Source organism: Bacillus sp. RZ2MS9, from assembly GCF_001816185.2.
GTDB lineage: Bacteria > Bacillota > Bacilli > Bacillales > Bacillaceae_G > Bacillus_A > Bacillus_A cereus.
Map to the genome: position 1 here is coordinate 2,539,383 of NZ_CP049978.1, position 13,814 is coordinate 2,553,196.

Consider the following 13,814-nt stretch of genomic DNA (forward strand, 5'->3'; position numbering starts at 1 on the left):
ATATAATTATACATTTAGATACAAAGATTTTCAAAGTAAAATATTTAGCAATTCAAAAATATAAGGAGAGCTTTTGTTGAAAATCCAGATTGCTGTAGCAATCTGGATTTGACTTTAAAGAACTATACTAAAATGATACACTATAATCTACGTTATTTTTGAAATGAATAGAGGGATTTGTGTGATAGATAAAATTAAAAATGCTGTAGAGGATATGTACGAAGATGAGGCTAAAGATTTACTTCAAAGTATTCTCATACAGTTAAACTTATTAGAAGAAAACTACAGTGAAGATACAATTAAAAATTTGATGGATATTCCGAAACAATTAACGAGTAATCCTACTTATAAAAGGAATGTAAAAGAAAGTACGCACGTACATATTGCTTTTGATGATTCAACGGCTGGTTGCTTAAAATATATGTTAAGTCAAGAAGAATTATTTGAAGAGAGTGTTGTTGCTTTTTCGGAATTCTTTTCAATTGGACCGATATATAGGTTGCATACGAATGAGGGGCAACTAGCAAGACAGAAGTGGTTAATAAATAACTTAACTGCTTATGATAGTTATTTTGAAGAAGAATATTTATCAAGATTTATAGCAACTATAGAAGAACTACATACTATTCCTGTTGAAACGCCTATTACAATTTGGAAGGCTGATAATGCACATGAACATGTAGGCCTAAGTTTTGTAATGGCACAATTAAAGGATAAGAAAAACATTCGAGTTATTAATACGTCTGAAGCAAGTAGAGAAATATTAAAACAAGAGTATGATATTCGTGGAACGGGAGAATTACCACCTGAAAGTTTAGCTCTATTCCAAAAAAGTTTTATAAAGCTACCTTATTTAACTGAAGAGAAGCGCATGAAGTTTGAAAATGAGTGGGATAGATTATCGGAAAGCATAGAATGTTTAAGAGTTTGGAAAGAAAATGAAGTGCATTCTGTACAGGAAGATTATTTTGATCAATTTATAATTGAATGCGCGAAAAGTGTGGGTGCTGATCGAGAGTTCCTTAAAGCTCCTAGAGTAATTGGTGAAGCACTTGGTCTTGTTGAACAGTTAGTTGGAGATACTTTCTTAGAATATCGCTTGAAACAATTAATTAAACAAGAAGTATTTGAATTTGAAGGTTCGTTAGATGAAATGCGTTTTTATAGTGTGAAGTTAAGGAAATAATAAACACATTCTATTTTTGAAAGGCTCGTATTTTTAATAATACGAGCTTTTTAAGTTGAATTTGGGCTATACATAAGCTTCCCAGAGAGGGCATATCACATATGAATGGTAAAGGTAATGAATGAAAAGAAGGTGATTTGTTAATATGTATAACCAACAAAATTATCCATATGATCAAGCGATGTATTATAATCCACATGACTACGGGTATGAACCTACAAATGAAGTGAGAGATATTGAACAAGAAGATTACAGACCAGATGATGCAGAAGATGCTCCAACGTCACCACCTCCGTCACAAGCGCCGTCGTTACCGTCTACATTTGCTTCTCCAGCACAACCAGGTAATATGAAATCATGGATGTGTAACTGTCTAGGAAGATGGGGCTATTTACGTTTACATCGTCCTGGTCCTTTCGGAAGAGATTTATGGTTCTTCCCGACTGAAGTGAGAAGAAATGGAGTGTCAGGTTACACGTGGCAAGGTGGTCGTCGTCGTAAAGTAAGTTATCGCTATCAACAAATTAGTAATTTTATGTGCTTCGCATAAAGAGAAGTGGGAGAGTGAAACGATTTTACTCTCTCACTTTTTTATTTTTCAATATACGAAGTAAGATTTTGATTAAAAATTTACAATTTTCACGTTTTTATTAGAGTATAATGCATATGTTGGGTTGATTTTCAAAAACAAATGAGAGTGAGGGAATACAATGTCAATGAAAAACAAAGTTGGGTTAAGCATAGAGGATGGCATTAATTTAGCTTCAGCTCAGTTTAAAGAAGATGCGTATGAAATTTATAAAGAATCGCGAAAAAAACAACCTATATTATTTGTAAACCAAGTTGAAATCGGTAAAGAATGGCTCATTACTAGATATGAAGATGCTCTGCCACTTTTAAAAGATAATCGTTTAAAAAAAGATTGGACAAATGTGTTTTCTCAAGATATAAAGAACATGTATCTTTCCGTTGATAATAGTGACCACTTAACAACGCATATGCTAAATTCAGATCCACCTAACCACAGTCGTTTACGATCTTTAGTTCAAAAAGCTTTTACACCGAAGATGATTGCACAATTAGACAAAAGAATTGAGAGAATAGCAGATGATTTGATAAGTGATATAGAGCGAAAAGGTACATTAAATCTTGTGGATGATTATTCATTTCCATTACCGATTATTGTAATAAGTGAGATGCTCGGTATTCCAAAAGAAGATCAAGCGAAATTTAGAATTTGGTCTCATGCTGTTATTGCAACACCAGAAACACCTGAAGAAATAAAAGAGACCGAAAAACAACTATCTGAGTTTATTACATATCTTCAATATTTAGTTGATATTAAACGAAAAGAGCCAAAAGAAGACTTAGTGAGTGCTTTAATACTTGCAGAGAGTGAAGGGCATAAACTTAGCGCTCGGGAACTATATTCAATGATAATGCTATTAATTGTAGCAGGACACGAGACGACAGTGAATTTAATTACAAATACGGTATTAGCACTTCTTGAAAATCCAAATCAATTACAGTTATTAAAAGATAATCCAAAACTAATTGATTCGGCTATTGAGGAAGGATTGCGTTATTATTCTCCAGTTGAGGTTACAACTGCAAGATGGGCAGCGGAACCTTTTCAAATTCACGACCGAACAATCGAAAAAGGAGATATGGTTGTCATTGCCTTAGCTTCTGCAAATCGTGATGAAACTGTATTTGAAAACCCAGAAGTATTCGATATTACTCGGGAAAATAATCGTCATATTGCCTTTGGTCATGGTAGCCATTTCTGTTTAGGCGCTCCACTTGCGAGGTTAGAAGCAAAGATTGCTATTACTACTTTGTTTAATCGAATGCCTGAACTACAAATAAAAGGGAATCGTGAAGAAATTAAATGGCAAGGTAACTATTTAATGCGTTCTTTAGAGGAATTGCCTTTAACTTTCTAGAATAGTTAAAAGGAGACATGCATACATCGAAAATGATTTACATAGAGTATGTATGTGTTATTTAAATTCGAAACGGAAGGGTGAAAACATCCCAATGATCAACTAATTCTATTTGTAAGAGATCTTCGTTAAAAAACGAAATATTCTTCTGAATAGGGTTAGTCTGTACATTTATAGAAAAGGGATGTATTTCGCTCTGCGAATATATAGTCTTTTTATATGATTTGTGCTGCCTCCTGTTCAGAACATGAAATAGGAGGCTTTTTTATGTCGACAAATGTAGTAACGAAACAAAACAATGGGGTATCACAAGTATTAAAAAATCGGTTTGTTCAAGGGATTTTAGCATCAGCATTATTTTTACAAATAGGAATATGGGTTCGAAACTTTGCGGTATTACTATATGTAATGGAAATGACAAAAGGTGATGCTTTTGCTATTTCGATGATTTCAGTTGCTGAATTCGCTCCAATTTTTATTTTTTCATTTATTGGCGGTACTTTTGCTGATAGGTGGAAGCCAAAGAAGACAATGATATGGTGTGAAACGTTAAGTTCCATTTCAGTATTCGCTGTATTAATTACGCTTATGTTTGGAACGTGGAAAATTGTGTTTTTTGTGACACTCATCTCTGCAATCCTTTCACAGTTTTCACAACCATCTGGAATGAAGTTGTTTAAACAACATTTATCAACGGAACAAATTCAATTAGCAATGTCTATATATCAAACGATATTTGCAATATTTATGGTATTAGGACCAATACTAGGGACATTTATCTTTCATAGTTTTGGAATTTATATTTCAATCATCATAACAGGTATTTCGTTTTTACTTGCGGCAGTTGTATTGTTATTCCTTCCGAAAGATCTTGAAAACGACGTAGAAAAGAAAGGTATCACTCTGTTGCAGGAGATGAAGGATGGTATTAAGTATGTCAAAAAGAAAAAAGCATTAACTTTGCTAGGGCTTTGTTTTATGGCTGCAGGACTAGGTATAGGATTAATTCAGCCATTAGGTATATTTATTGTGACTGAGCAGTTAGGATTATCAAAAGAGAGTTTACAGTGGCTACTAACAGTAAATGGTGCGGGAATGATTGTTGGCGGAGCATTAGCAATGGTATTTGCGAAAAACGTTGCTCCGCAAAAGATGTTAATTATCGGTATGCTTGGTCAAGCAATTGGTATTGGCATTATAGGATATTCTACAAATTTATGGGTGACACTTACAGCGCAGCTTTTTAGTGGTTTAGCTCTTCCTTGTATCCAAATTGGTATTAATACGCTTATTATTCAAAATAGCGATACCGATTTTATAGGTCGTGTAAATGGTATTTTAAGTCCGCTTTTTACCGGTTCAATGGTAGTAACGATGAGTATAGCTGGCTCATTAAAAGAGATGTTTTCATTAAGTATGATGTATGAAGGGACGGCTTTACTTTTTATAATTGGATTATTGTTTATTTTACCTATATACAATTTAAAGCCAGTAATAGCGGTAGAAAGTGAAATAAGTGGTAAAGGAAGTGCTATACAAAATGAATCCTAATCCAAATGTTAAATACCCTATTGAAGGCAATCAAAACGTTCAATTTATAAAAAATATAATAACAAAACCTAATATACTTGTTGGTGACTATTCTTATTATGATGCGAAAGATGGAGAAACATTTGAAGATCGAGTATTACATCATTATGAATTTCTTGGAGATCGCCTTACTATTGGAAAGTTTTGTTGTATTGCATCTGGAGTTAACTTTATTATGAACGGAGCCAATCATCGGATGGATGGATTTTCGGCATATCCATTTAATATATTTGGAAATGGGTGGGAGAAGTATACACCTAGTTTGTCTGATTTACCTTATAAAGGTGATACAGTTATAGGAAATGACGTTTGGATTGGTATGGATACAACAATTATGCCCGGAATAAAAATAGGGGATGGTGCAATCATTGCAGCTAAATCTGTTGTGACTAGAGACGTCGCACCATATACAATTGTTGGTGGAAACCCTGCAAATAAAATAAAAGAGAGATTTTCAAATGAAATAATTCAAGAATTATTGCAAATTCAATGGTGGCATTTTGATATTGAAAAAATAACTGGAAATATTGATGCTATTGTACGCGGAGATATCGAACCATTAAGAAAGCTAAAAAGGGAATGGAAAATGGATGACAAATAGTATCATACCTCCGAATTTTGTTAATGATAATAGAACAAGGAGGTGTGATACTATGGCACAAGACGTTTTATGTGAAGTAAACAACTGTAAATTTTGGGCGAACGGTAATAAATGTAGTGCAGAGGCAATTTACGTAGTAAGTCATAAAGGTAAACATGCATCTACAACGGAAGAAACAGATTGCAAAACATTTGATCCAGAAGTGTAAATTCTTTAAGGGTAGCCAAATCGTGGTTGCCCTTTTATTAATGATAGTATTGATAATAAATATCATTTTCATTCATTAATTTTAGCTTTTTTTGTTATTTTTTCATATTTTCTTCATAAGTGATGTAATCCAACTCAATTCATGTTCAATTCGTGATTTACTAAATTCAATGACTTCAGTAATAAAGGCTGAGGTAACCTCTAGAGACTGAATAGCGGTAAGTTGACTATGTAGTACGTTTTGACGTACAGTCAAAATCTCTTTTCTAGCTTCATATTCAAGTTTTTCAAATAGCGCGATACGAACAAGAAATTCTGCATTATTTGTCGCAAGTTTTTCGGGAAACTCTCGTAACATTTCAGAAAAAATTTCTTCTCCTGTTTCTGTTATATCGTACATATTTCGGTTTGGTTTTCCAACTTGTTTATGTATTTTTTTCGTTATAGCACCCATATTTTCAAAGCGCCGAAGGGCAGGGTAAAGCATGTTGTGATTTAATTCAAAATTCTCACCTAAACGATTTTGAACATTTTTTTTGATTTCATATCCATGTTTTGGTCCGGTCGTTAATTCTGCTAGTAGTAAAATATCAACGTACATAAAAATCCCCCTTATATATTTCTCAAGTTCTTTAATGAAAAATCCCCTTTAGTATATGTTAAAATAACATATGATAGTTTATACAACTTTGAACTGCCGACCTATCACTTTTATTGTAAAAGAAAAGGGAGGAAAGAACTATGGCTTCACCTGAAAATGTTATTTTAGTTCATGAAATTTCAAAGCTGAAAACAAAAGAAGAATTATGGAATCCATATGAATGGTATCGTTTGATGAGGGATAATCACCCAGTTCATTATGATGAAGAGCAGGATGTATGGAATGTTTTTTTATATGATGATGTAAATCGTGTTTTATCAGATTATCGCTTATTTTCAAGTAGAAGGGAGCGCAGACAATTCTCAATCCCTCCTTTAGAAACTAGAATAAATATAAACTCTACAGATCCACCAGAACATCGCAATGTACGTTCCATTGTTTCTAAGGCATTTACTCCAAGAAGTTTAGAACAGTGGAAACCTCGAATACAGGCTATCGCAGATGAACTTGTACAACATATCGAAAAATGTAGTGAAGTTAATATCGTTGAACAGTTTGCTGCACCTTTACCTGTTACCGTTATTTCTGATTTATTAGGAGTCCCAACAACAGATCGTAAAAAAATTAAAGAATGGTCTGATATTTTATTTATGCCGTATAGTAAAGAAAAGTTTAATGATCTGGATGCTGAGAAAGGGATAGCATTAAATGAATTCAAAGCATACCTTCTACCGATTGTTCAGGAAAAGAGATATCATTTAACCGATGATATCATTTCTGATTTAATTCGAGCTGAATATGAAGACGAAAGATTAACCGATGAAGAAATTGTAACCTTTTCATTAGGTTTACTAGCAGCTGGGAATGAAACCACTACAAATTTAATTATTAATAGCTTTTATTGCTTTTTAGTAGATTCACCTGGAATTTATGAAGAGTTAAGAAAAGAACCTAACTTAATTTCAAAAGCGATTGAGGAAGTATTACGCTATCGCTTTCCTGTTACATTAGCCCGGAGGATTACAGAGGATACAAATATATTTGGTTCTTTAATGAAAAAGGATCAGATGATTGTTGCGTGGGTTAGTGCAGCGAATTTAGACGAGAAAAAATTTTCACAAGCCTCTCAATTTAATGTACATCGAACAGGAAATGAAAAGCATTTAACCTTTGGGAAAGGTCCTCACTTTTGCTTAGGAGCACCACTTGCACGTTTAGAGGCTGAGATTGCATTAACTACCTTTATAAATGCTTTTGAAAAAATAGAGCTATCTCCATCTTTCTGTTTAGAAAAATGTATATTGGAAAATGAACAAACATTAAAATACTTACCTATTCGATTGAAAGCTAAATAAAAATCTTAACAAGGTGCATACATTTGCATCTTGTTTTTTGTTTCTCAATTGTGAGTTTTCGGTAATCACCTTAATATGGAATTGTATAAAACGTAGAGGAGGATTCTTATGTTGACTTGTAATGGAAGTAAATCATTTCAAAAGTTTATTAAAGGTGTTACAGATCTTATGGAAAACGGTTTATTTGAAGAAGAAATAGTGTGTGGCATTGAAAAGTTACTAGAAGAACTTTTAGAAAAGAAAACATGGCTTCCGTTAGATAAACAGAAGGCCAATTTGACTCAATATGCACGACATTTATTGTATGAAGATCCGCTCAAACGTTTTGAAGTACTAGCTCTCGTATGGAAAGATGGACAATCTACACCTTTACATGATCATGACGGCACATGGGGAGTAGAAGGCGTTTTTTCAGGAAGGATTATGGTGCAGAACTTTATACAAACGAAACAACTTGGAAATTCACTTGTTTATTTAACACATACAGGAAATCTTTATTTGGGAGAAGGAGAAACAGATAAAGTAATTCCACCAGCGGATTGTCATATTCTTGAAATTAGCAAAAATGAAAGCGTTATTACGATTCATGTCTATGGAAAACGGTTAGAAAAGTTTAAAGTATATATCCCAACTGAAGAAAAAAATGTGTACATGTGTGAGACAAAATACATTAGTTATAATTCATAGTTTAAAATCCAAAGCTTTTTTAAAAAGAAAAGCTTTGGATTTTATTTTTAATTATTTCTTGACCTGAAACGCTTTTCATAAATTATAAATAAGAAGTACCTCACGAGGATTGTATGAAAACGATACCTAATAATTAATTAGAACTCGTGTATTTATAGAAAGTGGTGAAGAAATAATGAAATTAATCGCAATTGATTTAGATGGAACTCTTCTTTCGGGGAATAAAATGATAAGTAAAGAAAATGCAGAAGCAATTCGAACATGTCAAGAAGCTGGCCATGTTGTAGCAATTTGTACAGGACGTTCAATTGTTGACATTGAGCGATTATTGTTAGAAGTTGATTTAGAGTGTCCAATCATTGCAGAAAATGGTGCTCTTATATATAAAGATAAAAAAATGATGAAGAGATATCCAATTCAAAATATGCAGGCACTTGAAATTGTAGAATATCTTGAAGAGAATGGTTTATATTATCAGCTCTATACTGATAAAGGTGTGTATGTACCGGATTATGGAGTAGAGAGTGTACGTAATGAAATTGAGCATGTGAAGAATTCAAAAGAAAATTTCGACTTGAAAGAGTTAGAAACAATCGCAGCATTATATCTTGAGCATACAGCGTTTCATAGTGCGGAAAGTTGTAAACCAATTGTAGAAACAGATATACATGTGCATAAACTATTACCATTTTCTTATGAAATTGAGAAATTAAAAAAACTCAAAGAAACATTTCTTCATAATACAGATTTAGCAATTACATCTTCATATTGGCACAATTTAGAGATTAATCATCGAGATGCTCAAAAAGGGAATGGATTATATACTTTAGCAGAACATCTTAATATTCCGGTTGAAAACACTGTAGCGATAGGTGATGGGCTAAACGATGTTTCTATGATGGAAAAAGCGAACATATCAATTGCAATGGGGAATGCAGTAGAAGAAATAAAAGCAATGTGTAAATACGAAACGTTATCAAATGAAGAACATGGTGTGGCACATGCTTTATATAAATATGTAATGTAATTAAAAAAGAAAAAAGAATCCAAATGGATTCTTTTTTCTTTTTTATTAGGGGTAAGGTATTCTATGAGATTCATAGAAGCCTTATTACATTTTATTATATAGAATATATTGGAATAAATGTTTATATTTTTCATAAAAATTGTGAATATTTTATGAACTTTATACTTATTGCATGTTTATACCGCTATTAGTAACGTGTATGACTCTCAAGTGAAAATTCAGTGAATGTAAGGAGGAATTCAAGTTACTAGACAATAAGTGAGGAATCAACGAAATATATACTAATTAAAGGTATATTCAGTATATATATTCTTTTCTTATTTTAATTGAAAAATAAAATTTGTTCGAATAATTATTCTACAGCTATATACCTACACTAGCTTTCTTCGTATAATGGAGAAGTATGAATTTTAGATTTGTATTAATTTTACATATTGAGGTGAAAAAGGAATGAATTCGCGGCTAATGGAACTTATTGATGTGAGTACAATAGAAACCATGGCAGAACAATTTTATAAATTAACTAATATATCACATCAACTTCTTGATGCTGAAAAAGAATGTGTTTTTTCATTCGGAATGAATGAGATAAAAAAGAGTAAACTTCCAAAGATTGAAATCCCCATTTTCTTATACAATCAACATTTAGGATCTTTTGTTGTATGGTCCAAAAAAAGTGAAATTTTCAGTTGTCAAAAATACTTTGAAATGCTCTCAAGTTTAATTTTAGATGGCGCAATAAAAGTATTTCAAAGTAAAAGTACAACGTTGCTTTCTCGGAAAGAGGAGGAACTACATACGATTTTACAAAACATGCCTGTTATGGTCGATGCGCTTGATTATAATGGAGATTTTGTTTTGTGGAATCGAGAATGTGAAATTGTAACAGGTTATACCGCTGAAGAAATAATTGGAAATCCAAATGCACTGCAATTATTGTATCCTGATTATAATTATCGCCATCAAATACAAAAGAAATTTTTAACTTGTGGAAAAAATTTCAGAGATTGGGAAATGCACTTAACATGTAAAAATGGTGAAATCAAAACAATAATGTGGTCGAATATATCAGAACAGTTTCCTGTAACAGGATATAGTTATTGGGCTGTTGGTGTAGATATTACACATTTAAAAGCGATAGAAGAGCAGTTAAAACAACAAACATCTGAACTGGAATTAATTTTTAAAGCTTTACCAGATTTATGTTTCTTAACAGAAGATGATGGCACAATTATAGATTACAAGGCAGGATCTCCTACAAAGTTTTACGTACCTGCAGAAGCTTTTATGGGAAAAAAGTTTTACGAAGTATTACCATCTTCAGTAGCACAGCAGTTTCAGGAAGCCATTAATCAAGTGAAGGAAAAAGGAACGAATGTAATTGTAGAATATCCACTCACACTTAATGGAAGTATTGATTTCTTTGAGGCTAGGTGCTTACCATTATTACATGATAAAATTATGATTATTGTACGCGATATTACAGAGAGAAAAAAGACAGAAGAATTGCTAAATAAATCAGATACGCTTGCAGCAATTGGTCAATTAGCAGCTGGCGTGGCTCATGAAGTAAGAAATCCTTTAACTGTAATTAAAGGTTTTATACAGTTATTTCAAATTAATAAAGAAGATCAAGAAAAATATTTTGATCTTATGCTCTCTGAAATTGAAAGGATAGAAGCGATCCTGCAAGAATTTCTGGCAATTGCTAAAACAGATGAGATAAATACAGAAAAGAAAAATATTTATCAAATTTTTAAAAATGTCGTATCGTTAATGAATACAAAAGCAATTATGACAAATATTCAAGTTGAACTATTTACGGATGACAAAGATATAATTATTGAATGCTCAGAAAATCAATTGAAACAAGTATTTATTAATATTTTGCAAAATTCAATCGAAGCTATGCCAAATGGTGGGGAAATTTCAATTCACATAAAAGAAATAAATGATGATGGTGTCATCATTCATGTAATAGATGAAGGAATAGGAATACCTGAAGAAAGAATTAAGAGATTAGGTGAACCTTTTTATAGTACGAAAGAAAAAGGGACTGGTATTGGATTAATGTTAAGTTATAAAATTATTGAAAGTCATCAAGGGACAATTAGTATCATGAGCGAGGTTGGTGTCGGGACAACAGTAACTATTTACTTACCGAAAGTACTAAGTAAACAATCTCTTTCTAATTGTGACGACAAATGTATAGCAATACGCACTAGTAGTAATTCTTAAATCAATTAATACCCAATAACAAAGCGATTAGTGAAAACTAAGCTTTTTGTTATTGGGTATTTTTTATATTTAATTTAGTAAACTTTACCTTTTCTTTACCTTTGTTTTAATTTCTATTAAGTTTTAAACATTATATTAATATTTGTACAAAGCAATGTATAGAAATTGTACATTACTTTTAATATAGAAATGTGATTATTATTTGAAATATTGTAAGGAGGAGATTATGACAAGGTGAAAAAGCAAGAGAAGAAAAGTGGTAGAGTAGTACCTCTCCGGTTAAATATTTTATTCCTTTGTGTATTTTTATTATTCTCTGGCATTATTATTCAGTTAGGGAAAGTGCAAATTTTTGATGGAGAAACATATAAAAATGAATTAGAGAAGAGAGAAAATGCAACCGTGGGCCTTTCTGTACCACGTGGGAAAATATTTGATCGTGAAGGAAATCCAGTAGTTGATAATAAGTCTTTACGTACGATTACATATACAAAGGTGAAAGGTGTAAAACAAGAAGAAATATTAAAATCAGCAAGACAACTTGCAGATATTATTGAAATGCCACAAGAAGATATAGATAAGTTAACTGAGACTGATAAGAAAGACTTTTGGATGCAATTGAATCCAGAACTTGCTCAAGACTTAGTATCAAAAAAAGAAATAGATAAGTTCCGAGATAAGGATATTACCGGAAAAGAGCTAGACAAAAAAATAGAAGATTTAAAAAGAAAACGCGTTACAGATAAAAATCTTCAAGAACTAACGGCTAAAGATATAGAAGTGTTAGCTATTAAAAGTAAAATGACCTCAGGTTTTCAAATGGCACCTCAAATTATTAAAAAGGACGTTAGTGAACAGGAATATGCGGTGATTAGTGAAAATTTAGCGAACCTTCCAGGAGTAGACGCATCAGTTGATTGGGAGAGAATCTATGTAAATGATGGATTATTCCGTTCTGTCCTTGGTAACGTTTCAAATGCTGATGAAGGATTGCCACGTGAACGATTAGATTATTATTTAGTGCGTGATTATAGCCGAAATGATAGGGTCGGCAAAAGTTATATCGAACAGCAATACGAAGATGTACTTCATGGTACAAAAAAAGAAGTAAGAAGCATTGCTGATAAACAAGGAAATACTATTAGAACGGAAACGGTTTCGGAAGGAAAAAGCGGTAAAAATTTAACTTTAACCATAGATATGGAATTACAAAAAAAAGTAGAGGAGAGCATAGAAAAAATATTAAAACAATATAAAGGATCAGAATCAATGTTAGACCGTGCTTTCGTAGTGATGATGAATCCTAAAAATGGCCAAGTATTATCAATGGCTGGGAAAAGGCTTGTAGAAAAAGACGGGAAAACGGAAGTAGAAGATTATGCTTTAGGCACGCTGACAAGTTCATATGAGCTTGGATCAACGGTTAAAGGTGCGACAGTGTTAACAGGGTTTGAAACAAATGCAATAACTCCTGGAACACATTTTTATGATGCACCTATGAAGTTTAAAGGAACTAAGGAAAAGAAGTCTTGGAAAAATTTTGGTGATATAGACGATCTAAGAGCGTTACAAGTTTCTTCAAACGTTTATATGTTTAATATCGCATTAAAAATTGCTGGCGTGGATTATGTAAAAAATAGTTCACTAGATATTAAACAAGAATATTTTGATAAAATGAGGTATTATTTCAGGCAATTTGGACTAGGTGTACAAACTGGTATTGATTTACCAAATGAAACTGCAGGGCAAATTGGAAAAAAAGATAATCAGCCTGGTTTCTTATTAGATTATTCTATTGGGCAATATGATACGTATACACCACTTCAGCTTGCACAATATATTTCGACTATCGCAAATGGAGGATATCGAATGAAACCACAAATTGTTCAAGAGATTAGAGAACAAACAGTTCAAAAAGATGAGGTTGGTAAAGTAGTACAATCAATAGAACCCGTTGTTTTAAATAGAATCGATATGAAACAAGAATATATTAATCAAGTAAAAGAAGGATTTAGAAAAGTATTTCAAGAAGGAGATGGAACGGGAGTAAGAGCGTTCCAAAAAGCACCATATAAACCAGCTGGTAAAACAGGGACCGCACAAACTGTATATGGTGGAGAAAATGAAATTGGGCGAAATGCGAAAGGCGATCGTAGAAAATGTTATAACTTAACATTAGCTGGATATGCGCCATATGATGATCCAGAAGTAGCATTTTCTGTTGTAGTACCGTGGGTTGAAAATGATAAATCGGGCATTAACTCCGATATTGGAAAAGAAGTTTTAGATGCTTATTTTGATTTGAAAAATAAGCGGTTAACTGGTGAAGCGCCAAAAATAGATGCCTCTAAAGAGAATTAAAATGTACGAAACGTC

Annotated in this window: 12 protein-coding genes; 11 read left to right on the forward strand and 1 reads right to left on the reverse strand. The window is 32.5% G+C overall.

All coding sequences use genetic code 11. The features are described from left to right. Nucleotides 1–181: 181 nt before the first annotated feature. From BHV55_RS12980 to BHV55_RS13005, 6 genes are all read left to right on the forward strand, one after another. Nucleotides 182–1,186: a DUF1835 domain-containing protein gene (locus tag BHV55_RS12980; RefSeq protein ID WP_000565689.1), complete on the forward strand. Its 1,005-nt coding sequence runs from the start codon at nt 182–184 to the stop codon at nt 1,184–1,186. A gap of 145 nt (nt 1,187–1,331) precedes the next feature. After that, complete coding sequence (locus tag BHV55_RS12985; protein WP_000282680.1) at nt 1,332–1,736, forward strand: hypothetical protein; 405 nt, start codon at nt 1,332–1,334, stop codon at nt 1,734–1,736. Nucleotides 1,737–1,896: 160 nt separating this feature from the next. Beyond that, complete coding sequence (locus BHV55_RS12990; RefSeq protein ID WP_048567666.1) at nt 1,897–3,132, forward strand: cytochrome P450 family protein; 1,236 nt, start codon at nt 1,897–1,899, stop codon at nt 3,130–3,132. Nucleotides 3,133–3,399: 267 nt separating this feature from the next. Beyond that, on the forward strand, nt 3,400–4,683 hold the full coding sequence (locus tag BHV55_RS12995) for an MFS transporter (RefSeq protein WP_048567665.1): 1,284 nt from the start codon (nt 3,400–3,402) through the stop codon (nt 4,681–4,683). Next, the gene (locus BHV55_RS13000) at nt 4,673–5,323 is read left to right on the forward strand and encodes a Vat family streptogramin A O-acetyltransferase (protein ID WP_048567664.1); all 651 of its coding nucleotides are present in this window, start codon (nt 4,673–4,675) and stop codon (nt 5,321–5,323) included. Before BHV55_RS12995 ends, BHV55_RS13000 begins: the two co-directional genes overlap by 11 nt. A 52-nt stretch (nt 5,324–5,375) precedes the next feature. Then, nucleotides 5,376–5,531, forward strand: coding sequence for a DUF1540 domain-containing protein (locus tag BHV55_RS13005; RefSeq protein ID WP_000046095.1), 156 nt, complete (start codon nt 5,376–5,378; stop codon nt 5,529–5,531). Between the two features lie 102 nt (nt 5,532–5,633). Here BHV55_RS13005 and BHV55_RS13010 read toward each other — a convergent pair whose 3' ends face one another. Beyond that, on the reverse strand, nt 5,634–6,131 hold the full coding sequence (locus tag BHV55_RS13010) for a PadR family transcriptional regulator (RefSeq protein WP_000289122.1): 498 nt from the start codon (nt 6,129–6,131) through the stop codon (nt 5,634–5,636). A gap of 140 nt (nt 6,132–6,271) precedes the next feature. On the opposite strand from BHV55_RS13010, the gene BHV55_RS13015 reads away from it, so the two are divergent. From BHV55_RS13015 to BHV55_RS13035, 5 genes are all read left to right on the forward strand, one after another. After that, nucleotides 6,272–7,486 (forward strand): cytochrome P450, encoded by a 1,215-nt coding sequence (locus tag BHV55_RS13015; protein ID WP_000168011.1) that lies wholly within the window; start codon nt 6,272–6,274, stop codon nt 7,484–7,486. A 108-nt stretch (nt 7,487–7,594) separates the two neighbouring features. Then, nucleotides 7,595–8,173, forward strand: coding sequence for a cysteine dioxygenase family protein (locus BHV55_RS13020; RefSeq protein ID WP_000954437.1), 579 nt, complete (start codon nt 7,595–7,597; stop codon nt 8,171–8,173). A 175-nt stretch (nt 8,174–8,348) separates the two neighbouring features. Then, a complete protein-coding gene (locus tag BHV55_RS13025) occupies nt 8,349–9,200 on the forward strand; it encodes a Cof-type HAD-IIB family hydrolase (RefSeq protein ID WP_000766385.1) in 852 nt (283 codons plus the stop codon). A 450-nt stretch (nt 9,201–9,650) separates the two neighbouring features. Next, a complete protein-coding gene (locus tag BHV55_RS13030) occupies nt 9,651–11,438 on the forward strand; it encodes a PAS domain-containing sensor histidine kinase (protein ID WP_016110062.1) in 1,788 nt (595 codons plus the stop codon). 234 nt (nt 11,439–11,672) lie between these two features. Then, nucleotides 11,673–13,799 carry a peptidoglycan D,D-transpeptidase FtsI family protein gene (locus tag BHV55_RS13035; RefSeq protein ID WP_070757797.1) on the forward strand — a complete coding sequence of 709 codons (2,127 nt, stop codon included), beginning with the start codon at nt 11,673–11,675 and terminating at the stop codon, nt 13,797–13,799. The last annotated feature ends 15 nt before the right edge of the window (nt 13,800–13,814 follow it).